Genomic DNA, 20,996 nt, shown 5'->3' with positions numbered 1-20,996 from the left:
GGGCGGCCCGCCCTGAGGGGCGAGCCGCCCGACTCGGTCAACTCTCGTCCAGGATCAGCGATTCCGCCCGTCGGGCGTGGTCTCGGATGCTGGATCGGTGGTGCTGCCTGCGCCGACCTGCACGGGCGTGTGGCTCGCGTCGATCTCGTGGTCGGCGTGGCCACCGTGCGCGGCGTGTGCGGCCGCGAGCTCGGCGGGCGTCACCGGCTCGACGCGGTCCTCGTAGAACACCTGCGAGAGCCGCTGGCGCAGCCGGTCGGTGCGGTAGCCCTTGCGGCGCACGCCGCGCGAGTCCTCCGCCGGTTCGATCTCGAGCGGCCGGACGGCCTCGTGCTGCACGCGCAGCCAGCGCTCGTGCGCGTCGAGCGGCTTGTGCACCTCGATGTACTCACCGGAGGCGTACCGCACGATGCGACCCGTCTCGTGCCCGTGGAGCACCAGCTCGCGGTCCTTGCGCTGCAGCCCCAAGCACACGCGCTTGGTGATCACGAACGAGAGCCACGGGCCGACGAACAGCAGCACCCGGAAGGCCCAGGTGATGTCGTTGATCGAGAGGTGGAAGTGCGTCGCGATCAGGTCGTTGGAGCCGGCGAGCACGAGGATCGCGAACGCCACGAGCAGCGACACGCCGAACGCGGTCCGGAACGGGCGGTTGCGCGGGCGGTCGAGCACGTGGTGCTCGTTCTTGTCGCCCGTCGCGAACGCCTCGATGAACGGGTACGCGGCGAGCAGCGTGAACAGGATGCCCGGCACGATCATCGCCGGGATCAGGACGTTCAGGCTGAGCGTGTACTGCCCGATCATGAACTCGGTCTGCCCTGGCATGAGGCGTAGCGCACCCTCGAGGAACAGCATGTACCAGTCCGGCTGGGCTCCCGCGGAGACGGGCGACGGATCGTACGGGCCGTAGTTCCAGACGGGGTTGATCGACATCGTGCCCGCCATGAGCGCGATCACGCCGAACACCACGAAGAGGTTGAACATCAGCTTGCCCGCATACGCCGGGAGAGCGGGGAAGCCGACGACGTTCGAGTTCGTCCGGCCCGAGCCCGGGTACTGCGTGTGCTTGTGCATCACCATGAGGAACAGGTGGAGCCCGACGAGCGCGAGGATCAACCCGGGCACGAGCAGGATGTGCACCGTGAACAGCCGGGGGATCAGGTCGTGGCCCGGGAACTCGCCACCGAAGACGAAGTACGACAGGAACGAGCCGAGGATCGGGATCGCCTTGACGACACCGTCGGTGATCCGCAGACCGTTGCCGGAGAGCACGTCGTCGGGCAGCGAGTAGCCAGAGAATCCGGCGGCGAGCCCCAGGATCATCAGCACGAAGCCGACCACCCAGTTGATCTCGCGCGGCTTGCGGAACGCGCCCGTGAAGAACACGCGCATCATGTGCACGACGATCGACGCCATGAAGATGAGCGCCGCCCAGTGGTGGATCTGCCGCATGAGCAGGCCGCCGCGCACCTCGAACGACAGGCGCAGCGTCGAGGCCATGGCCTCGGACATCTCGACGCCGTTCATCGACGGCCACGGGCCCTCGTAATGCGTCTCGGCCATGCTCGGGACGAAGAACAGCGTCAGGAACACGCCCGAGATCAGCAGCGTGACGAAGCTGTAGAGCGCGATCTCGCCGAGGAAGAAGGACCAGTGGTCCGGGAAGACCTTGCGCGCGAAGAACTTGACCGCGCCGCCGATGCCGGTGCGCTGGTCGAGGTAGTCGGCCGTGGCGCCGGCCGCCTTCGCCGTGCGGGTCGGGGGAGTCTTGAGGTCGCTCACTTGGTCGCACGCTCCCAGAAGCTCGGGCCGATGGGCTCGGCGAAGTCACTCTGCGCGATCAGGTAGCCCTCGTCGTCGACGGTGATCGGCAGCTGCGGCAGCGGGCGCTTCGCCGGGCCGAACACGACCTTGCAGCTGTCGGCCACGTCGAACGTCGACTGGTGGCACGGGCACAGCAGGTGGTGCGTCTGCTGCTCGTACAGAGCGACGGGGCATCCGACATGGGTGCAGACCTTCGAGTACGCGACGATGCCCTCGTGCCCCCAGGTCTCGCCCTCGGGGGACTGGTCCGACTTGATGTCGCGCGGGTCCATGCGGACCAGCAGCACGATCGCCTTGGCCTTCTCGTCGAGCATGCCGTGCTCGACCTTGTCGAGACCGTCGGGGATGACGTGCCACACGTCGCCGATCGTCACGTCCGACGCCTTGATCGGACGGTTCGTCGGGTCGGTGTGCAGGCGCGTGCCCTTCTTCCACATCGTGTGCTTGAACTTGCGCACGTTCCAGTCCTCGCCCACGTTGCCGATCAGCGGCACGAGGATGGACAGGGGAAAGAGGGCGAGCGCGGTCACGCCGGCTCCGACGAGCGCACCGCGCCGCGTGAGGCCGGAGTCCTCGCCGCCGTCCTTGAGCATCTGCACGGCGATCTCGCGGGTCTCGTCGGACGAGCGCAGCTCGTGGCGCTCCTCGACGTACTCACGATTGCTCATGAGGACCTTGATGTAGTAGTTCCCGCCGATGCCGATGCCGAGCAGGCACACCGCGAGCCCGAGGCCGAGCACCAGGTTGGACAGGCGCATCGAGCCGACGGTGTCGCCCGGGGGGAGGGCGAAGTAGGCCCAGATGACGGCGATCGTGCCCAGGATCGAGAGCGTGAACAGCGCGAGGACCTGGCGCTCGACGCGCTTGTTGGTCTTCGGGTCGATGTCCGCCTGGCGGGGCTGGTGCTCGTGCAGTCCCGGGTTGTCGAACCGCGCGGGCAGCTCGCTGTGGCCGTCGCCGTGCACCGCGAGGTCGCGGTCGTGGTCGTGGGGGGTGCTCACGAGGACTTCGCTCCGATCCAGACAGAGATGCCGAGCAGCAGGCCGAGGCCGACGACCCAGGCCCACAGGCCCTCGCTCACGGGACCGAGCGAGCCGAGGTCGAGACCGCCCGGTGAACCCTCGCCCTGCTCGTCGATGAACGCGATGATGTCGCGCTTCTCCTCGGGCGTGAGGTTCGCGTCGTTGAAGACCGGCATCGACTGCGGGCCCGTGAGCATCGCCTCGTAGAGGTGCGTGGGCGTCGTCTCCCACAGGTTCGGCGCGAACTTGCCCTGCGAGAGCGCGCCACCGGCGCCAGCGGCGTTGTGGCACATCGCGCAGTTGGTGCGGAACAGGGCCATGCCGGACGCGGGGTTGCCGAGCGCGGGGTCGACCATCTCCGCGGTGGGGATGGCCGGGCCGGCACCGAGCGTCGCGACGTAGGCGGCGAGCTGGCCGATCTGCTCGTCGGTGAACTGCACCGGCTTGGCCTGTGCCTGCGGGCCGCTCATCTGCATGGGCATGCGGCCTGTGCCGACCTGGAAGTCGACCGCGGCGGCGCCCACGCCGATGAGGGACGGCGCGCTGTCGGTGCCGGACGCGGACGGTCCGTGGCAGGTGGAGCAGTTGGCCTGGAACAGCTTCTCGCCGGCGGTGATGTCGTCAGCGGTCGCGGTCTTCGTGACGGCCTCGGCCGACGAAGGGGCGACCACCGCGTACACCGCACCGACGAGCAGCAGCGCCAGCAGGAGCAGCATCGCGGGTGCGCGCCGGTCGTGCCTGCGGGCTGCGAGTGCCTTCACGGATCGGTCCTCGTCTCGCTTCGGTGGGTCAGTGGGGCGGGGCGTGCGGCTCAGCGCAGCAGGTAGATGACCGCGAACAGCGCGATCCAGACGACGTCGACGAAGTGCCAGTAGTACGACGTCACGATCGCGGTGGTCGCCTCGTGGTGACCGAACCGCTTGGCCGAGAACGACCGGCCCAGCAGGAACAGGAAGGCGATCAGGCCGCCGACGACGTGCAGCCCGTGGAAGCCGGTCGTGAGGAAGAAGACGGAGCCGTACGGGCTCGAGGAGATCGTCAGGCCGTGCTCGACGAGCTCGGCGTACTCGAAGATCTGGCCCCCGATGAAGAACGCGCCCATGAGGTAGGTCAGCGTCATCCACTCGTTCATGCCCCAGCGGTTGACCTGCAGCAGCGAGCCGCTGCGCACCGGCTGGAAGCGCTCGGCGGCCCACACGCCCATCTGGCACGTCACCGACGACAGCACCAGGACGGTCGTGTTGATCGCCGCGAACGTGAGGTTGAGCTTCGCGGTCTGCTCGGCGAACTCGTCAGGGACGGCGGCACGCACCGTGAAGTACATGGCGAAGAGGCCGGCGAAGAACATGAGCTCGCTGGCCAGCCACACGATCGTCCCGACCGACACTGGGTTCGGTCGGTTGACGCTCACGTGGGGGGCGGTGCGAGGGGCAGCCGTTGCGGTCGACACGGTCGCCATTATGGCGGATGGAGCGCCCGCATGGGCCATTGGACCCACGCGTGCCGGGCGGTAAATGTCACACCGTCAGGATCGTGACCGTGTGAGAGCCCTGTGCGAGGCCCGTGATCATGCTGCGGGCGACGTGTCGGCACGCTCGTGCCGGACGCCTCGTCGTGTCCTGCATCACGCCGTGCCAAGATGCTTCACGACGCCTGCCGAGACGAGTGAGGACCCAGATGAGCACCGCGCACGACCCAGCCGCCGCGACCCACGGACCGCGGATCGTCCTCTACAGCGACGACGTCGACGTGCGCGCGCAGGTCAGGCTCGCGATCGGCCCGCGGCTCGAGCACGGCGCGCCTGAGATCGAGTGGGTCGAGACCGCGACGCCCGCAGCGGTGGTCGCGACGACCGAGGCCGGGGGCGTGGACCTGCTCGTCCTCGACGGCGAGGCCGACAAGCTCGGCGGCATGGGTCTGGGCCGTCAGCTCAAGGAGGAGGTCTACCGCTGCCCTCCCGTGCTCGTCCTGACCGGCCGGCCGCAGGACGCCTGGCTCGCCTCGTGGTCCAACGCCGACGCGACCGTGAGCCGCCCGCTCGACCCGCGCGAGCTCCACACCGCGGTCGTCGATCTCCTGGCGTCGCGGGCCGTCGCGGGATGAGCAGCGCCTTCACCTGGCCGGACCTGCTCACCGGGCTCGTCGCGCGGCAGGACCTGACGTCCGCGCAGGCGTCCTGGGCGATGGACGAGATCATGCGCGGTGAGGCGTCACCCGTGCAGATCGCCGGTTTCCTGGTCGGGTTGCGCGCCAAGGGGGAGACGGTCGACGAGCTGTCCGGCCTCGCCGAGACGATGCTCGCGCACGCCCAGCGCATCGAGGTGCCCGGCCGCAGCGTCGACATCGTCGGGACCGGCGGCGACCGCGCGCACACCGTCAACATCTCCACGATGGCCGCGCTCGTGATCGCCGGCACGGGGCTGCGTGTCGTCAAGCACGGCAACCGCGCGGCCTCGTCGTCGTCGGGCTCAGCGGACGTGCTCGAGCAGCTCGGCATCCGGCTGGACCACTCGCCCGAGCGCGTCGCGCAGATCGCGGCCGAGGCCGGCATCACGTTCTGCTTCGCGCAGGTCTTCCACCCGTCGTTCCGGCACACCGCGGTCGCGCGCGCGGGGCTCGGCATCGCCACCGCGTTCAACTTTCTCGGCCCGCTCACCAACCCGGCGCAGCCGGCGTCCGCCGCGATCGGCGTCGGCGACGGGCGCATGGGCCCGCTCATCGCGGGCGTGCTCGCCCGTCGGGGGACCAGCGCTCTGGTCTTCCGTGGTGAGGACGGGCTCGACGAGATCGCGCCCACCGACTCGACGCGCATCTGGGAGGTCAGGGGCGGCGCGGTCACCGAGCACCTCGTCGACTGGGGCGAGCTGGGTGTCGAGCGGGTCGAGCTCGCGGCGCTCCGCGGTGCCGACGCGGCCCACAACGCCGGTGTCGCCCGTGCCCTGCTCGATGGTCAGCCCGGGGCGGTGCGCGAGACCGTGCTGCTCAACGCGGCGGCCGCGCTCGTCGCGGACGGCACCCTGGCAGGGACGGGCGAGGGGATGCTGCTCGAGCGGCTCGCTGCTGGGGTCGAGCACGCTCGCGCCTCGGTCGACAGCGGCGACGCGCGAGCGGCCCTGGAGCGCTGGCAGCGCGCGAGCGCGTAGTCCGCACCGCGCGTCGGCGCAGTCTGTCGTCCGTGGTCGGTCCGGCGCGCCCTCAGTCCTCGAGCCCCAGAGCGAACGCCTGGTCGAGGTCGTGCTGGCTGTACGTGCGGAAGGCGATGTACGTCTGGGTGCGGAGCACACCCTCGACCTTGCTCACGCGGTCGGCGATGACGTCGGCGAGGTCGTCGTGCTCACGCACACGGACGAGGGCGATGAGGTCGACCTCGCCAGTCACGGAGTAGACCTCGCTCACGCCGCGGATGTCGGCGATCGCGGAGGCCACCTCGGGGATGCGCGCGGCGTCGGTCTCGATGAGGACGATGGCGGTCAGCATGGTGGTCATCATGCCGCGACCCGCTCACGCCGTGCGAGGCATCGCCGCGTGGCGCGTCAGGTCGACCGACCCGGGTGCCTCGGCGTGGGGGCGGTCGGCGGGCCTCGGCGCCGGGCGCCCGAGGACGGCGGCTGCGTGCGCCGCGATGGCGGCGGCGGGTTCGACGTCGCCGAGCGCGGTGCGCACGGGCAGCGCCCACGTGCCGACGACGTCGACGATCCGCACGCCCGGTCGCTCCAGCCAGTCCAGGACCAGGTCCGCCTCCTCGGGGTGCGCCGCGGGCGCAGGAGCGACCGGTGCCGCGACGTGCTCGGCCGTGGTGCGCAGCGTCGCGATCGTCGGACGCGGGTCGGTCATCCGGTCCACGCGTGCGGTCGCCGCGAGCCTGCCGTGGCGCACGAGCACGATCTCCCAGCCGCCGTCGTCCGCGCGTCGTGCCGCCACGATCTCCGCGCACCGCGCGACGGGCCCGACCCGCTGCGCACGTGCGGCCCCCCGGAGGAAGGCGCCGAGCCGGTCGCGCACGGTCGCGGCCTCCTCGAAACGCTGCTGGTCCACGAGCGCCTCGATGCGTTCCGCGTGGGCCGCGACCACCGGCGCCGGGTCGCCGAGCATCGCGGCGCGGACGCGCTCGACGACCTCACCGTAGCCGTGCTGGTCCTGCTCGCCGATGCAGGGGGCGCCGCACCGGCCCATGTCCGCCAGGGCGCAGGCGGACGCCGCCGCGGGTGCGACCAGCGGCAGGCGCCGCGTGCACTGCCGGATGGCGAAGCTCTCCTGCAGGGCCTCGAGAGCCAGGGTCGCCGCGCCCTGCGAGCCGAAGGGGCCGACGTAGGTGGCGCCAGGCTCGTCGCGCACCTCCCGCACGACGGACAGGCGCGGGTAGGGCTCGCTCGTCAGCCGGACCCAGGGCATCCGCTCCGGGAAGCGCGAGCGGCGGTTGTAGCGCGGGGAGTGCTCCGCGATCAGGCGCAGCTCGCGCACGCGAGCCTCGAGCGGGGTCGCGCACACCACCGGGTCGACGCGCTCGGCGATCCGCACCATCTCCTGGATGCGGCTGCGCTTCTCCGACGACGTGAAGTACGAACGGACGCGCGTGCGCAGCGAGGTCGTCGACGTGCCGACGTAGAGCACCTCGTCGTGCGGGCCGCGGAACAGGTAGACGCCCGGCGCGTCCGGCAGACCGTCGGCGAGCGTCCGCTTGCGGCGCACCTCCTGCGGGACAGGGTCGGTCGCGGTCGCCAGGTCTTCGAGGTGCGTGACCCCGAGCGGGCCGAGCCGGGCCAGGAGCGCGTGCAGGACGTCGACCGTCGCCCGGGCGTCGTCCAGCGCGCGGTGGTTGGGGGTGACTGCCGCGCCGAACAGCGCGGCGAGAGTGCTGAGCTTGTGGTTCGGCGCCTCGTCGCGCGTCACGACGCGGCGGGCCAGCCGCACGGTGTCGACCACGCGGTAGCCGGGCCACGCGTGCCCGGTCCGCGCGGCCGCGGCCCGCAGGAAGCCGACGTCGAACGGCGCGTTGTGGGCGACGAGCACCGCGTCGCGCGCGAACTCGAGGAACGACGGGAGGACCTCGTCGATCCGCGGCGCCCCGACGAGCATCGACGACGTGATCCCGGTCAGCACCTGGATGAACGGGGGAACCGGACCGCCCGGGTCCACGAGCGTCTGGAGCTCGCCCAGCACCTGCCCGCCGCGCACCTTGACCGCACCGATCTCGGTGATCGCGCACTCCGCGGGAGTCCCGCCGGTCGTCTCGAGGTCGACGACGACGAACGTGACCTCGCTGAGCGGCGTGCCGATCTCGTCCAGGGCGAGCTGCACTGCCGTGCCGTCGGTCGCCGCTCCCGCCCAGACGGGGCGCAGGCGGTGCAGGCTCGACGACATGCCGGTGACGGTACCCGCGCTGTCCGACACGCCTCGCGCGGCATCGGTCCGCGTGTCGCGAACGGCGCGCAGAGCGCGCCCGGCCGTCGGGCGTCGTCGGACGGCGCGGCCGTGCGCGCGACGCCGCGCACCGCGGCCTAGGGTGACCGCATGGCCGACGACGCGCAGATCCCAGCAGCGCTGCGCGCGGAGATCGTCGCGCTGGCGGCCAGGACGCTGGCCGGATACGACCCCGCCGCGGTCCCCGCCACGCTGCGTCGCGTGGCCGCCTTCGCGCCCGCGAAGCGCGCCGTCGCCGGTGCGGTGCCGCTGTGGTCGGCGTTGCAGGAGGAGTCGTTCAGGGCGCGCGTCTGCCGCACCTGGGCAGGGGAGCACCCTGACCTGGCCTCGCGCCTCGGAGTCGTGGACGTCGCGGTGCACACGGCAGCGGACACCACGGCAGCGGACACCACGACGGCGGACACCACGGCAGCGGACACCACGACAGCGACGACCGGCGACACGATCGCGGAGACGGCGCAGGACACGACGGCGGACGGGCCGCTCGACGACACGACGGTCGACGAGGGCGCCCCCGGCACGTGCGACGGCACGCCTCCCACCACGACTGACGGCGTGCCCGACGACGCGGTCGACGACCGTCCCGCGCGTGCCGACGCGTCGAGCGACCTCGAGCCGTCGTTGGCCGCGGCGGCCGGTGCGTGGCTGTACGCCCGCCCGTGGGAGCCGCTCGTGCCGCCGCCCGCCGCGTCCGCACCGCACGGGCCCGGGCCGCACGGGTCCGCGCGGCCCGGGCCGTCGCAGGCCGATCTGGACCGCGCCACGGCCGAGCTGGCTCGTGTGCGCGAGGAGCGTGACGGCGCGCACGAGGAGCTCGCGACGCTGCGCAAGCAGGCACGACGGCTGCGGTCGGACGCCGACCGGGCGCGCGCGGAGGGCCGGCGTGCGCTGAGCGAGGCGCAGGAGCTGCTCGAGCAGGCGCGTACGGCGCGCGACGAGGCCGCGACGGCGCTCGAGGTCGCGACCGACGAGCGGCGCGCGGCCGATGCCGAACGCACCGCCGCGCGCGCCGAGCTCCGCGTCGCACGCAAGCTCGCCGACGCCCGCGTTCGGCTCCTGCTCGACACGATCGTCGACGCCGCGAGCGGTCTGCGCTCCGAGCTCGCGCTCGCCCCCACGACCGACCTGCCGGCCGACCTCGTGGCACCGCCCCAGGTCCCTGCGGTCGGCCGCGTCGGCTCGCGCGGGCGGTTCGTCGACGACCCGGAGCTGCTCGACGAGCTCCTGCGCCAGCCGCGCGCGCACCTCGTCGTCGACGGCTACAACGTCACCAAGACCGCCTACCCCGAGCTCACGCTCGAGCAGCAGCGCCGTCTCCTGGTCGACGGGCTCGGGGCTCTGGCCGCGCGATCGGGCGCCGAGGTCACGTGCTGCTTCGACGGGCAGCCCACGCCGTTGCCGGCCACCGCGCTCGCACGGGGCATCCGGGTCCGGTTCTCGGTGGGCGAGATCGCCGACGACCTCATCCGGCGGCTCGTCCAGGCCGAGCCGACCGGGCGGGTCGTCGTGGTCGTCACGAGCGACCAGGAGGTCGCGCGCGACGTCGAGGCGCGCGGCGCGCACGTGGTGCCGTCCGCGACCCTGGTCGCGCGCCTGCACCACGCCTGACCCCAGCACGGTCGGTGTCCGGTCCGGAGCGTGTGTCGGTGGTCCGCCCTAGCGTCCGGCGCATGATCATCGACTGCCAGGGGTGCACCGCTCGTCCGGCCGCCTGCGCCGACTGCGTCGTCACGTTCGTCCTCGAGGTGCCCGCACGGGCGGACCGGGAGCGCACGCGTGAGCCAGGGCGACCGGCGCGGGACAGCCGCGCGCCGGTGCCGTTCGAGCTCGACGACGCGGAGCGTCGCGCGCTCGGCACGCTCGCCGACCTGCACCTCGTCCCACCGTTACGGCTCGCCGAGGGAGGCTGAGACCCGCGAGGACGACAGCGGGCGGCGAGACCGTCAGGTCCCGCCGCCCGCTGCGACCGTGCTCCCGCGCGCCGCCCAGGGCAGGCGACGAGGCTCAGGCGACGTCGTGCCCGCCCGCGCCCTGGTCGTAGAGCGCGTCGACGTCGGCCTCGAAGTCCTTGAGGACGAGCGAGCGCTTCACGCTCAGCTTGGGCGTGAGGTAGCCGTTGGCGATCGTCAGGTCGCCCTGGAGGATGCGGTACTTGCGGATCGACTCGGCACGCGAGACGGCCTTGTTGGCGCGCGCGACGGCCTTGTCGATCGAGGCCAGCACGTCCGGGTCCTGCGCGGCCTGCTCGAGCGTGAGCTCGGGCTTGCCGTGCGCCGCGAGCCAGCCGGGCAGACCCTCGGCGTCGAGCGTGACGAGCGCGCCGATGTACGGCCGCTGGTCGCCGACGACGACGACCTGGCTGATCACCGGGTGGCCGCGGAGCCGGTCCTCGAGGACCGCGGGGGCGACGTTCTTGCCACCGGCCGTCACGATGATCTCCTTCTTGCGGCCCGTGATGAACAGGAAGCCCTCGTCGTCCAGCGAGCCGAGGTCGCCGGTGCGGAACCAGCCGTCCTCGAGCGACTCGGCGGTCGCCTCGGAGTTGCCGTGGTAGCCGCGGAACACCTGGACGCCCTTGACCTCGATCTCACCGTCGTCGGCGATCCGCACGGCGGAGCCGGGCAGCGGCAGGCCGACCGAGCCGATCTTGGTGCGCTCGGGACGGTTGACCGTCGCGGGTGCGGTCGTCTCGGTGAGCCCGTACCCCTCGAGCACGCGCAGGCCGACACCGCGGTAGAAGTGGCCGAGCCGCTCGCCGAGGGGCGCACCGCCCGAGATCGCCCAGCGTGCCTGGCCGCCGAGCAGCGCCCGGAGCTTGTGCAGCACCAGGACGTCGGCCACCTTGTGCTGCAGCCGCAGCCACGGGCTCGGGCCGCGCGGGTCGTCGAGCGCGCGGGAGTAGACGATCGACGTCTTCGCCGCGCGCTGGAAGATCGCCGCCTTGCCGCCGGCGGCGGCCTTCTGCTCGGCACCGTTGTAGACCTTCTCGAACACGCGCGGCACGGCGAGCACGAACGTGGGCCGGAACGAACCGAGGTCGTCGATCAGCGTGCGCGTGTCGGGGGAGTGGCCGAGCACCGCGCCGGCGGGGATGCACAGGACGTGGATGAAGCGCGCGAACACGTGCGCCAGCGGCATGAACAGCAGCGTGCGCGAACCGGGGTCGGAGACGACCTCCTTGAGCCCCTCGACCGCGTTGACCGTGAGCTCGTAGAAGTTGCCGTGCGTGAGCTCGACGCCCTTGGGCCGTCCGGTCGTGCCCGACGTGTAGATCACGGTCGCCAGGCTCGACAGGTCCGCGAGCCCGCGGCGTCGCGCGAGCTCGTCGTCCGGGACGTCCGCCCCTGCGGTGACCAGCGTGTCGATCGCACCGTCGTCGATGACGAGCACCTCGCGCAGGTCCGGGACGTCCGCGCGGACCTCGCCGACCGTCGCCGCGTGCGTGGCGCTCTCGACCACGAGGAGCGTCACGTGGGCGTCCGTGAGGATCCACGACACCTGCTCCGCCGACGAGGTCTCGTACAGCGGGACGGGGACGGCCCCCGCCGCCCAGATCGCCCAGTCGAGCAGCGACCACTCGTAGCGCGTGCGCGACATGATGCCCACGCGGTCACCGGGCTCGACCCCCCGAGCAGCGAGACCCTTGGCGACCGCGGCGATCTCGGCGTCGAGCTCGCGCGCGGTGATGGGGATCCACGGACCGCTCTGCTCCGTCTTGTGCTCGATGACGACGCCGTCCGGGTCCGCGGCGAGTCGCTCGGCGAACAGGTCGTTGAGATTGCGGTCGGGAGCGACCTCGACGAGCAATGGGGTGCTGAACTCGACCATTCTGACTCCAGTGGCAGAGGTGACGGGTCCGACGAGGATACGGGACGTGCGTCCGACTCAGGGGACGCTCGTGGGGGCTAGCCTCGCTGGGTCGCCACGCGCGGACGCACGTGCGGCGGTGCGGGTCGATGGCGCTAGCGTGAGCCTGCGCCGTCGGTCGCACGATCAGCCACCAACTCATCTCGGGAGCACGAACGCATGCACGCCATCGGTGTGGACATCGGCGGGACGAAGATCGCCGCCGGCGTGGTGGACGACGAGGGCCGCATCCTGGCCCAGACGCGTCGCGACACCGAGCCGGACGACGTGGCGAGCATCGACGCCGCGATCGCCGACGCGTACGCCGAGCTCAGCGCCCAGTACCCGGTGCAGGCGATCGGGCTCGCCGCCGCGGGGTTCGTCGCCGCCGACCGCTCGGGCGTCCTGTTCGCCCCCAACATCGCGTGGCGTGAGTACCCCCTGCGCGACAAGGTCGCGGCGCTCGTCGGGAACCAGCTCGAGATCGTCGTGGAGAACGACGCGAACGCCGCGGGCTGGGCCGAGTTCCGGTTCGGCTCCGCGCGCGACGTCGACGACATGCTGACCCTCACCATCGGGACCGGGCTCGGCGGCGCGGTCGTCTCGAACGGCGCACTCGTGCGCGGGTTCGCGGGCGTCGCGGCCGAGGTCGGCCACATGCGCGTCGTGCCGGGCGGGCACTACTGCGGCTGCGGGCACGAGGGCTGCTGGGAGCAGTACGCGTCGGGCAGCGCGCTCGTGCGTGACGCCCAGGCCGCGGCCGTGGCTTACCCCGACCGCGCCCGCCGGATCGTCGAGCTCGCGGGCGGTCGCGCGGACGCGATCATCGGCCCGCACGTGACGAAGGCGGCCGAGGAGGGCGACGAGCTCGCGGTGCACCTCCTGGCCGAGCTCGGCCGGTGGATCGGCGAGGGCGCGGCGTCGGTCGCCGCGCTGCTCGACCCCGCGATGGTCGTCATCGGCGGCGGTGTCGCGGCTGCGGGTGACCTGCTGCTCGAGCCCGCGCGCAAGGGCTTCGCCGAGCAGCTCTCCGCTCGGGGCCACCGTCCTGAGGCGACGATCGTGATCGCCTCGATGGGCAACGACGCGGGCATCGTCGGCGCGGCCGACCTGGCGCGGCTGTAGGCGACCGGGCGCTCGCCATGGGTCGCGGGACGCCGCCCGGCGCACGGCCGGGCGGCGGCAGCTCAGACGACCGCGCCGTCGTCGTCCTGACGCTCGCGGCGCGGCGGCATGCGCCACACGAGCACCGCGACGCCGAGCACGAACACGACGCACGCGGCCTGGATCAGCGCCGCGGGCGCGTCGCGCCACGCGATGAGCAGGACGAGCAGGAGCAACGGCATCCCGGCCGCGGCGAACCACGCCATGGTCAGCAGCGGGTCGCCGCCGAGCACGGGGCCCGGGTCGGGCGCCACGAAGCCCTCCTGCTCGTCGACGCCGCTCTCCGCCTCGTCGTACTGCGCGGTGCCGTCCCAGTCCCGTCCCGACGCCGACGCCAGCGGGTCGGACGGGTCGCCCGCCGCCGGTCGCACGACGCGCGAGCGGTCGCCGAACGGCGACTCGACGCCGGGCGCGACCGGGAAGTCGAGCCCTCCGGCGGCGGTCGCGTCGGCGGCGGAGTCCACGTCGCCGAGCTCCGCGACGATGCGGGCCCACCGTTCGTCGTCGACCGGTTCGTCGGGTCGCCCGTCGGGTCGGTCGGAGCGAGGAGCCATGAGAGCACTCTAGAGTCGGACGTGCGGTCCCGACGGTCCGTGGCGACCGACTGGTCGTCCGGCGGGCCGGACCGTCGACGGTGCAGGAAGGTGACCCCTTGTTCTACTGGTTGATGAAGCGGATCTTCGTGGGTCCGTTGCTGCACCTCGTGTACCGGCCGTGGATCCGTGGCGAGCACAACGTGCCCGCGGACGGGCCGGCGATCCTCGCGAGCAACCACCTGGCTGTCATCGACTCGTTCTTCCTGCCGCTCATGCTCGACCGCGAGCTCGTGTTCATCGGCAAGCAGGAGTACTTCACCGGGCGGGGCCTCAAGGGCCGGTTGACGGCGGGCTTCATGCGCGGCGTCGGCACCATCCCGGTCGACCGTGGTGGCGGCAAGGCGAGCGAGGCGGCGCTGCGCACCGGTCTGCGCCGGCTCGAGGAGGGCGACCTGTTCGGGATCTACCCCGAGGGCACGCGCAGCCCCGACGGGCGGCTCTACCGCGGCAAGACGGGCATCGCGCGGCTCGCGCTCGAGTCCGGGGCACCCGTGGTCCCCGTCGCCATGGTCGGGACAAACATCGCCCAGCCCGTCGGCAAGCGGATCCCGAAGGTCATGCGCATCGGCATGGTCGTGGGGGAACCGCTCGACTTCTCGCGCTACAAGGGCATGGAGAACGACCGGTTCATCCTGCGCTCGGTCACCGACGAGATCATGTACGCGATCATGAGCCTGTCCGGCCAGGAGTACGTCGACGTGTACGCGGCCACCCAGAAGGCGCGCATCGCGGCCGGTGTGACCGAGTCCCAGCCGGCGGCCGACGAGCCGCGCACGGCCGCGCCGGGTGGTCGTCCGGTGCCGGACGTCCAGGTTCCGGTCCCCCCGCAGGACGAGGCCGAGCCGTCAGTAGGATGACGTCGTCGGCCGCCACGTGCGGTCGTCGTCGCCGGGCCGAGGGCTCCGTGACCAGTCCCGCTGAAAGTCCTGGCAGCGCGTGAAGAACGCGACCTAGGGTCGCCAGCGTCCCCGCAGGGGCCCCCTGCAGCTCTACGGAAGGTGTTTGTCATGTCGGTCCGTCGCGTCGCCCTCCTCACCGCGGGTGGCTTCGCCCCGTGCCTCTCGTCCGCCGTCGGTGGCCTCATCGAGCGCTACACCGAGATCGCGCCGGACGTCGAGATCATCGCCTACGAGCACGGGTACTACGGGCTGCTGCGCGGCGACAAGATCGTCATCGACGCGCAGACGCGCAAGAACGCCGGGATCCTGCACCGCTTCGGCGGCTCGCCGATCGGCAACTCGCGCGTGAAGCTCACCAACGCCAAGGACTGCGTCAAGCGCGGCCTGGTCGCCGAGGGCGAGGACCCGCTGCAGGTCGCGGCCGACCAGCTCAAGGCGGACGGCGTCGACGTGCTGCACACGATCGGCGGCGACGACACGAACACGACCGCCGCGGACCTCGCCGCCTACCTCGCGGAGAACGGCTACGGCCTGACCGTGGTCGGCCTGCCCAAGACGATCGACAACGACGTGGTGCCGATCCGTCAGTCGCTCGGCGCGTGGACCGCGGCGGAGGAGGCCGCGGGCTTCGCCGCGAACATCATCGGCGAGCACCGCTCGGGCCCGCGCATGCTGATCGTGCACGAGGTCATGGGTCGGCACTGCGGCTGGCTCACGGCCGCCGCGGCGATCGAGTACCGCAAGTGGTTGGACCAGCAGGAGTGGGTCCCGGGCATCGGCCTGACGCGTGAGCGCTGGGACATCCACGCGGTCTTCGTCCCCGAGCTCGCGCTCGACATCGACGCCGAGGCCGAGCGCCTCAAGGCGATCATGGACACGCAGGGCAACGTCAACATCTTCCTGTCCGAGGGCGCGGGGATGCACGAGATCGTCGAGCAGCTCACGAAGGCCGGCACGCCGCCCGAGCGCGACCCGTTCGGCCACGTCAAGCTCGACACGATCAACCCCGGCCAGTGGTTCGCGAAGCAGTTCGCCGAGAAGCTGGGCGCCGAGAAGACGATGGTGCAGAAGTCCGGCTACTACTCGCGTGCTGCCGCGGCCAACGCCGAGGACCTGCGCCTCATCAAGTCGATGACGGACCTGGCCGTCGAGTGCGCGCTGCGTGGCGAGGCCGGCGTCATCGGGCACGACGAGGAGCGCGGCGACGTGCTGCGCGCGATCGAGTTCCCGCGCATCGCGGGCGGCAAGGCGTTCGACGTGTCGCAGCCGTGGTTCGGCGAGCTGCTGGCCGACATCGGCCAGTCCCTCGTCCCGGCGAGCCACTCGTGAGCGTCGAGCCCGACGCGACGGTGGTCGCGGGTCTCGACGCGTGGCGAGACCTGCCGGCCGGGCAGCAGCCCGCCTGGCCGGACCAGGCCGCGCTCACGCGCGCGACCGAGCGGCTCGCGGCGCTGCCGCCCCTGGTCTTCGCGGGCGAGGCGGACGCGTTGCGCGCCCAGCTCGCCGCGGCGGGTCGAGGCGAGGCCTTCCTCCTGCAGGGGGGCGACTGCGCCGAGACGTTCGCCGAGGCGACGGCCGACAACATCCGCAACAAGATCAAGACGATCCTGCAGATGGCGGTCGTGCTGACGTACGGCGCGAGCCTGCCCGTCGTGAAGATGGGCCGCATGGCCGGGCAGTACGCCAAGCCCCGTTCGTCGGGCACCGAGACGCGCGACGGCGTGACGCTGCCGGCGTTCCGCGGGGACATCATCAACGGCTTCGACTTCACCGAAGAGGCCCGTACCCCGGACCCGCAGCGGCTCCTCGAGGCGTACCACACGTCCGCGTCGACGCTGAACCTCATCCGCGCTTTCACGACCGGGGGCTTCGCGTCGCTGCTGCGGGTGCACGAGTGGAACCGCGGCTTCACGACGAACCCCGCCTACAAGCGCTACGAGGAGATCGCGGCCGAGATCGACCGCGCGATCCGCTTCATGGCGGCGTGCGGTGCGGACTTCGACGCGTTGCGCACGGTTGACTTCTACTCGTCGCACGAGGGCCTGCTGCTCGACTACGAGCGACCGCTGACCCGCATCGACAGCCGTACGGGACTGCCGTACGACTGCTCGGCGCACTTCGTGTGGATCGGCGAGCGGACGCGTGAGCTGGGCGGCGCGCACATCGACTACTTCTCGCGGGTGCAGAACCCGATCGGCGTCAAGCTCGGCCCGACGTCGACGGGCGACGACGCGATCGCGCTCATCGACAAGCTCAACCCGACGGGGGAGCCGGGGCGCCTGACGTTCGTCACGCGCATGGGTGCGGGCAAGATCCGCGACCACCTGCCTCAGCTCGTCGAGAAGGTCACCGCCGACGGTCGTCCCGTGACGTGGGTGTGCGACCCGATGCACGGCAACGGCATCACGTCCGCGAACGGCTACAAGACGCGCCGGTTCAGCGACGTCATGGACGAGGTCGCGGGCTTCTTCGAGGTGCACCGCTCGCTCGGCACCGTGCCGGGCGGCCTGCACATCGAGCTCACGGGCGACGACGTGACCGAGGTGCTCGGCGGCTCGGAGCAGATCGACGACGAGCGGCTCGCGGAGCGCTACGAGACCCTCGTCGACCCTCGTCTGAACCACCAGCAGTCGCTCGAGCTCGCCTTCCAGGTCGTGGAGCTGCTGCGCGCCTCGTAGCTCTCGTACGTGCGCGCAAGGGGCCGGGACCGCTCAGGCGGGACCGGCCCCTTCGTCGTCATTCGCGGCGCGTCCGAGGCAGGGCGTCGCCCGCGGGTGGTGCGTGAGGCGGGGGTGTCAGGTGATCGTCAGGACGATCGTCGTGCCCTTGGGGTGCATCGACCCGCCGCCGGGCTCCTGACCGACGACGAAGCCGAGACCGAAGTACGTGGCCGCGTGCACGACCTTGACCTTGAAGCCCGCGGCCGTGAGCGTGTCGCTCGCCGAGCCGACGCCGTTGCGCATGACGTTCGGGACCTCGAACAGCTCGGGACCTTTGGACACGACGAGCTCGACGGTGTCACCCCGGTGCCCGGCAGTGCCGCCCTTCGGGGTCTGGCTGATGACCGTGCCCGCCTTGACGTCGGCGCTGAACGCCTCCGACGACGTGACCTTCAGACCCAGGTCGCCGAGCTGCGCCTTCGCGTCCTTGAGCGTCGCGCCGACCACGGAGATGACCGTGACCGGGGCGGGGCCCTTGGACACCGTGAGCGTGACGACGGAGTGCCGCACCGCCTGAGCGCCGGCCTTGGCGGGTTCGCCGTCGGGCAGCAGGGCTGTCAGCACGACGCCGAGACCGGCCTTGTCGTCGTAGACCGCGTCGGCGTACTCGACCTCGAGGTCGGCCGCCTCGAGCGCCGCGGCGGCGTCCGCCTGGAGCACGCCCACGACTCCGTCGGGCACCTTGACGTAGTCGGGCCCCTTGGAGACCGTGATCTCGACCGTGCCCTCCTTGCGGACCCGCTCGCCAGGCGCGGGCTGCGACGTCACGACCAGACCCTTCTCGACGGTGGTCGAGAAGTCGGAGGTCGTCCGGACGTCGAGCCCGACCGCGTCGAGCGCTGCGGCCGCGGCCTCGGCGCTCTTCCCGCCGATCGCGGGGACGGTCGTGTAGGCGCCGGGGCCGGCGGCGACGTACCACCAGCCCGCGCCCGAGGTCGCCAGCAGGACGAGAGCCACGAGCGCGATCGCGAGCAGCCGACGACGACGCCGCGGCCGAGCGGTGTCACCGTCCTCGTCGGATACCTGCAGCTGGACCGCGACCGGCGCGCCCAGGCCGATCGGGAGCGCCACGGTCGAGCCGCGCGGCACGTCCTCGAGTCGCACGGTGGCGCCGGTCTCGCCCTCCTCGGGCTCGTCGGCCGCCTCGCTCGGCGGTGCGTCCTGCCCGTCGGGCAGGGGAGTCTCGTCGGGGTCGGTCGCGGCGGGCAGCACGATCGACGGTGCGACGTCCGCGCGGCGCGTCAGCAGCTCGGCGTCGAGCTCGCTGCGCACCCGGCGCAGCAGCGTCACCGCGGCCGCTGCGTCGGTCGGACGGTCGTCGGGGTCGCGTGCCGCGAGCGCGCGGACCAGGTCGTCGACCTCGACGGGGAGCCAGTCGACCTCGTCGGACGGGGCCGGGAGGTCGGAGTTGACGTGCTGGAAGGCCACCTGGATCGGGGTCTCGCCGACGAAGGGCTGGCGGCCCGTGAGCATCTCGTACAGCAGGGTCCCGCACGCGTACACGTCGGTGCGGGCGTCGCTCGCACCGCGCACGACGAGCTCCGGGGCGAGGTAGGCGACCGTGCCCAGGACCGTGCCCGTCGTGGTCGACGTGACCTCGGTGACCGCGCGTGCCAGGCCGAAGTCGGCGAGCTTGATCCTGCCGTCGGTGGCGAGCAGGACGTTCTCCGGCTTGATGTCGCGGTGCACGAGCCCGGTGCGGTGGGCGGCGGCGAGCGCGTCGAGCACGGACTCGGCGACGCGCAGCGACTCCTCGACGCTGAGCGCGCCCTGCTCGGCGAGCCGCCGCCGCAGGTTGGCGCCGTCGACGTACTCCATCGTCAGGTAGCTGGTCTCGCCGTCGACACCCTGGTCGAACACCCCGACGAGGCCCGGGTGGGTCAGGCGTGCGGACGCGCGGGCCTCACGCCGGAAGCGTGCGACGAAGTCGGCGCCCGACGTCCCCTCGGCGAGGTGGGCGTGCATGACCTTGAGCGCGACGTCGCGGTCGAGGCGCCGGTCGACGGCGAGGTAGACGGTCGCCATCCCGCCGCGCGCGATGCGGGAGACGACCTCGTACCTGCCGTCGACCAGGCGGCCGACGAGCGGATCGGTGACGGTGGTTCCCACGCGGCGAGTCTACGTTCGGGACGTGCGAGGTCCGGGTATTGCGGCCCGCGTCACGGCTGCGACTTGCGCGGTTCCTCCCGCGAGCTCGCGCACGCTCAGCGGAACCTCGTCATGAGGGTCTGGACGTTGGCCGCGTAGCGGCGGGTGTCGGCGAACATGCCGTACTTCCGGACGGACGCCGCGCCCTGGTAGTAGCCCGCGATGGCGCTCGGCAGGTCCGGCGACATGCGGACGAGCGCGCGCAGGATGACCACGCCGGCCACGACGTTGTCGTCCGGGTCCAGCAGGTTCAGCTGGCGACCGACGATGCTCGACGCCCAGTCGCCCGACGAGGGGATGACCTGCATCGTGCCGATCGCGTTGGCGGGGGAGACGGCCGTGTGGTTGAACCCGGACTCCTGCAGCGCGATCGCCTGGGCCAGCGCCGGGTCGAGCCCGTAGGCGCGCGCCGTCGCGGCGACCTTCGCCTGCATCTGCGCCTTGGAGGGGACGCCGGCGGCGAGCAGCGCACGCTTGTTGGCGTTGGCGGCGTCGACGACGTCCCGGGCGTAGGTCCGGCCGGCGAACGTGTCGCCGACGAGAGCAGGCGCGGGCGACGACGAGGACGCGCCCGCGAGCGTGAGCTTCTGGCCGATGCGGACCATGGCGCTCGGGCCCAGGCCGTTGGCGGCGACGATCGCCTTGACGGTCGTGCCGTGGCGCGCGGCGATGGCGGAGACGGTGTCGCCCGCGCGCACCGTGTACGTCGTCGCGGTGGCGGCGGGGGTGCGTGCGGGTGCGGGTGCCCCGGCGGCGCCCGGGATCGTGAGCTTCTGGCCCGCGAGGATGAGGCCGTCGGCGCGCAGCGAGTTGGCCGAGATGATGGCCTTGACGGTCGTCTTGTGGCGCGCGGCGATCCCTGTCACGGTCTCGCCCGCACGCACCGTGTACGTCGAGCTCACGGGTGCGGCCGGGGTGCGCGGCGTCCGGGCGGAGGCCGACGGGATCGACAGCACCTGGCCGGCGCGGATGCGGGAGACGTCGGCGAGGGCGTTGGCTCGCGCGATCGCCGCGACCGAGGCGCCCGTGCGGGCGGCGATGTGGCTGACCGTGTCGCCCGGACGCACCGTGTAGGCGTCGTCGGCGTGCGCGGCGGGTGACGCGGAGACCGAGATCGCGACGAGCGCCAGGGTCGCGCCGGTCCCGCCCGCTGCTCGCCGGACGTGGACGCCGCGACGTGCGGCTGCGCTGGTGGTGCTCATGAGGGTCCCCCTCGGCCATGTGACGCGAGTCCATGGGTGTGACTGCTGTGACGGATGTGACAGAAGTGAACCTAGCCGACGCGCCGTCAGGTGGAAACCCCACGCCGCCGCGCTCACCCGAGTGGCCGGACTCTCGGCGGCGTGGACCGTCCGC

General features: G+C 72.3%; 18 protein-coding genes. 8 read left to right on the top strand and 10 right to left on the bottom strand.

Translation table 11 applies throughout. From position 1 onward, the window contains the following. Positions 1 to 54 precede the first annotated feature (54 nt). The 4 genes from qcrB to ctaE are packed head-to-tail and all read right to left on the bottom strand — an operon-like array spanning position 55 to position 4,305. Positions 55 to 1,782, bottom strand: a complete 1,728-nt coding sequence (gene qcrB, locus CGE01nite_RS13910) for a cytochrome bc1 complex cytochrome b subunit (protein WP_141371425.1) — start codon at positions 1,780 to 1,782, stop codon at positions 55 to 57. Then, the gene (gene qcrA, locus CGE01nite_RS13905; RefSeq protein ID WP_141371424.1) at positions 1,779 to 2,825 is read right to left on the bottom strand and encodes a cytochrome bc1 complex Rieske iron-sulfur subunit; all 1,047 of its coding nucleotides are present in this window, start codon (positions 2,823 to 2,825) and stop codon (positions 1,779 to 1,781) included. The genes qcrB and qcrA overlap by 4 nt, the downstream gene beginning before the upstream one ends. Beyond that, a complete protein-coding gene (gene qcrC / locus CGE01nite_RS13900; RefSeq protein ID WP_048343490.1) occupies positions 2,822 to 3,607 on the bottom strand; it encodes a cytochrome bc1 complex diheme cytochrome c subunit in 786 nt (261 codons plus the stop codon). The genes qcrA and qcrC overlap by 4 nt, the downstream gene beginning before the upstream one ends. A gap of 50 nt (positions 3,608 to 3,657) precedes the next feature. Next, entirely contained in the window at positions 3,658 to 4,305 is a 648-nt protein-coding gene (gene ctaE / locus CGE01nite_RS13895; protein ID WP_082156417.1) for an aa3-type cytochrome oxidase subunit III, read from the bottom strand. A gap of 218 nt (positions 4,306 to 4,523) precedes the next feature. On the opposite strand from ctaE, the gene CGE01nite_RS13890 reads away from it, so the two are divergent. Further along, on the top strand, positions 4,524 to 4,949 hold the full coding sequence (locus tag CGE01nite_RS13890; RefSeq protein WP_048343491.1) for a response regulator: 426 nt from the start codon (positions 4,524 to 4,526) through the stop codon (positions 4,947 to 4,949). After that, a complete protein-coding gene (trpD, locus tag CGE01nite_RS13885) occupies positions 4,946 to 5,989 on the top strand; it encodes an anthranilate phosphoribosyltransferase (RefSeq protein WP_141371423.1) in 1,044 nt (347 codons plus the stop codon). Before CGE01nite_RS13890 ends, trpD begins: the two co-directional genes overlap by 4 nt. A gap of 52 nt (positions 5,990 to 6,041) precedes the next feature. Here trpD and CGE01nite_RS13880 read toward each other — a convergent pair whose 3' ends face one another. Both CGE01nite_RS13880 and CGE01nite_RS13875 read right to left on the bottom strand, forming a co-directional pair. Then, positions 6,042 to 6,323, bottom strand: a complete 282-nt coding sequence (locus CGE01nite_RS13880; RefSeq protein ID WP_048343498.1) for an Lrp/AsnC family transcriptional regulator — start codon at positions 6,321 to 6,323, stop codon at positions 6,042 to 6,044. 24 nt (positions 6,324 to 6,347) lie between these two features. Then, positions 6,348 to 8,207, bottom strand: coding sequence for a DEDD exonuclease domain-containing protein (locus tag CGE01nite_RS13875; RefSeq protein ID WP_141371422.1), 1,860 nt, complete (start codon positions 8,205 to 8,207; stop codon positions 6,348 to 6,350). A 150-nt stretch (positions 8,208 to 8,357) separates the two neighbouring features. Between CGE01nite_RS13875 and CGE01nite_RS13870 the strand changes: the two genes are divergently transcribed. Then, positions 8,358 to 9,875, top strand: a complete 1,518-nt coding sequence (locus CGE01nite_RS13870) for an NYN domain-containing protein (RefSeq protein ID WP_141371421.1) — start codon at positions 8,358 to 8,360, stop codon at positions 9,873 to 9,875. Positions 9,876 to 9,937: 62 nt separating this feature from the next. Then, positions 9,938 to 10,177, top strand: a complete 240-nt coding sequence (locus CGE01nite_RS13865) for a hypothetical protein (protein WP_048341622.1) — start codon at positions 9,938 to 9,940, stop codon at positions 10,175 to 10,177. A gap of 94 nt (positions 10,178 to 10,271) precedes the next feature. Here CGE01nite_RS13865 and CGE01nite_RS13860 read toward each other — a convergent pair whose 3' ends face one another. After that, the gene (locus tag CGE01nite_RS13860) at positions 10,272 to 12,095 is read right to left on the bottom strand and encodes an AMP-dependent synthetase/ligase (RefSeq protein WP_048341623.1); all 1,824 of its coding nucleotides are present in this window, start codon (positions 12,093 to 12,095) and stop codon (positions 10,272 to 10,274) included. Positions 12,096 to 12,293: 198 nt separating this feature from the next. On the opposite strand from CGE01nite_RS13860, the gene CGE01nite_RS13855 reads away from it, so the two are divergent. Further along, positions 12,294 to 13,238 carry an ROK family glucokinase gene (locus CGE01nite_RS13855; RefSeq protein WP_048341624.1) on the top strand — a complete coding sequence of 315 codons (945 nt, stop codon included), beginning with the start codon at positions 12,294 to 12,296 and terminating at the stop codon, positions 13,236 to 13,238. Positions 13,239 to 13,300: 62 nt separating this feature from the next. On the opposite strand, the gene CGE01nite_RS13850 is transcribed toward CGE01nite_RS13855, so the two are convergent. Further along, positions 13,301 to 13,831: a hypothetical protein gene (locus CGE01nite_RS13850; protein WP_053071504.1), complete on the bottom strand. Its 531-nt coding sequence runs from the start codon at positions 13,829 to 13,831 to the stop codon at positions 13,301 to 13,303. Between the two features lie 113 nt (positions 13,832 to 13,944). On the opposite strand from CGE01nite_RS13850, the gene CGE01nite_RS13845 reads away from it, so the two are divergent. The 3 genes from CGE01nite_RS13845 to CGE01nite_RS13835 all read left to right on the top strand — a co-directional run bounded on the left by CGE01nite_RS13845 (position 13,945) and on the right by CGE01nite_RS13835 (position 17,450). After that, a complete protein-coding gene (locus CGE01nite_RS13845) occupies positions 13,945 to 14,730 on the top strand; it encodes a lysophospholipid acyltransferase family protein (protein WP_141371426.1) in 786 nt (261 codons plus the stop codon). A 150-nt stretch (positions 14,731 to 14,880) separates the two neighbouring features. Further along, entirely contained in the window at positions 14,881 to 16,101 is a 1,221-nt protein-coding gene (locus CGE01nite_RS13840; RefSeq protein WP_141371420.1) for a pyrophosphate--fructose-6-phosphate 1-phosphotransferase, read from the top strand. Further along, positions 16,098 to 17,450 carry a class II 3-deoxy-7-phosphoheptulonate synthase gene (locus CGE01nite_RS13835; protein ID WP_048341627.1) on the top strand — a complete coding sequence of 451 codons (1,353 nt, stop codon included), beginning with the start codon at positions 16,098 to 16,100 and terminating at the stop codon, positions 17,448 to 17,450. Before CGE01nite_RS13840 ends, CGE01nite_RS13835 begins: the two co-directional genes overlap by 4 nt. A gap of 117 nt (positions 17,451 to 17,567) precedes the next feature. Here the strand turns inward: CGE01nite_RS13835 and pknB are convergent, their stop codons facing one another. Next, the gene (gene pknB, locus CGE01nite_RS13830; protein ID WP_141371419.1) at positions 17,568 to 19,601 is read right to left on the bottom strand and encodes a Stk1 family PASTA domain-containing Ser/Thr kinase; all 2,034 of its coding nucleotides are present in this window, start codon (positions 19,599 to 19,601) and stop codon (positions 17,568 to 17,570) included. 95 nt (positions 19,602 to 19,696) lie between these two features. Next, positions 19,697 to 20,842 carry a lytic transglycosylase domain-containing protein gene (locus CGE01nite_RS13825; RefSeq protein ID WP_141371418.1) on the bottom strand — a complete coding sequence of 382 codons (1,146 nt, stop codon included), beginning with the start codon at positions 20,840 to 20,842 and terminating at the stop codon, positions 19,697 to 19,699. Between the last annotated feature and the right edge of the window lie 154 nt (positions 20,843 to 20,996).

It is taken from the genome of Cellulomonas gelida, from assembly GCF_006538725.1.
GTDB lineage: Bacteria > Actinomycetota > Actinomycetes > Actinomycetales > Cellulomonadaceae > Cellulomonas > Cellulomonas gelida.
Note: the sequence above shows the minus strand (reverse complement) of the source record. Positions and strands in the feature narration are given on the sequence as shown.

What these genes read in the sequence shown, in the direction of transcription:
- CGE01nite_RS13825 (WP_141371418.1), bottom strand. Translation starts at nt 20,842, where the DNA reads ATGAGCACCACCAGCGCAGCCGCACGTCGCGGCGTCCACGTCCGGCGA.
- CGE01nite_RS13855 (WP_048341624.1), top strand. Translation starts at nt 12,294, where the DNA reads ATGCACGCCATCGGTGTGGACATCGGCGGGACGAAGATCGCCGCCGGC.
- CGE01nite_RS13865 (WP_048341622.1), top strand. Translation starts at nt 9,938, where the DNA reads ATGATCATCGACTGCCAGGGGTGCACCGCTCGTCCGGCCGCCTGCGCC.
- CGE01nite_RS13880 (WP_048343498.1), bottom strand. Translation starts at nt 6,323, where the DNA reads ATGCTGACCGCCATCGTCCTCATCGAGACCGACGCCGCGCGCATCCCC.
- CGE01nite_RS13890 (WP_048343491.1), top strand. Translation starts at nt 4,524, where the DNA reads ATGAGCACCGCGCACGACCCAGCCGCCGCGACCCACGGACCGCGGATC.
- CGE01nite_RS13860 (WP_048341623.1), bottom strand. Translation starts at nt 12,095, where the DNA reads ATGGTCGAGTTCAGCACCCCATTGCTCGTCGAGGTCGCTCCCGACCGC.
- CGE01nite_RS13875 (WP_141371422.1), bottom strand. Translation starts at nt 8,207, where the DNA reads ATGTCGTCGAGCCTGCACCGCCTGCGCCCCGTCTGGGCGGGAGCGGCG.
- ctaE (WP_082156417.1), bottom strand. Translation starts at nt 4,305, where the DNA reads ATGGCGACCGTGTCGACCGCAACGGCTGCCCCTCGCACCGCCCCCCAC.
- CGE01nite_RS13845 (WP_141371426.1), top strand. Translation starts at nt 13,945, where the DNA reads ATGAAGCGGATCTTCGTGGGTCCGTTGCTGCACCTCGTGTACCGGCCG.
- CGE01nite_RS13870 (WP_141371421.1), top strand. Translation starts at nt 8,358, where the DNA reads ATGGCCGACGACGCGCAGATCCCAGCAGCGCTGCGCGCGGAGATCGTC.
- CGE01nite_RS13850 (WP_053071504.1), bottom strand. Translation starts at nt 13,831, where the DNA reads ATGGCTCCTCGCTCCGACCGACCCGACGGGCGACCCGACGAACCGGTC.
- trpD (WP_141371423.1), top strand. Translation starts at nt 4,946, where the DNA reads ATGAGCAGCGCCTTCACCTGGCCGGACCTGCTCACCGGGCTCGTCGCG.
- CGE01nite_RS13840 (WP_141371420.1), top strand. Translation starts at nt 14,881, where the DNA reads ATGTCGGTCCGTCGCGTCGCCCTCCTCACCGCGGGTGGCTTCGCCCCG.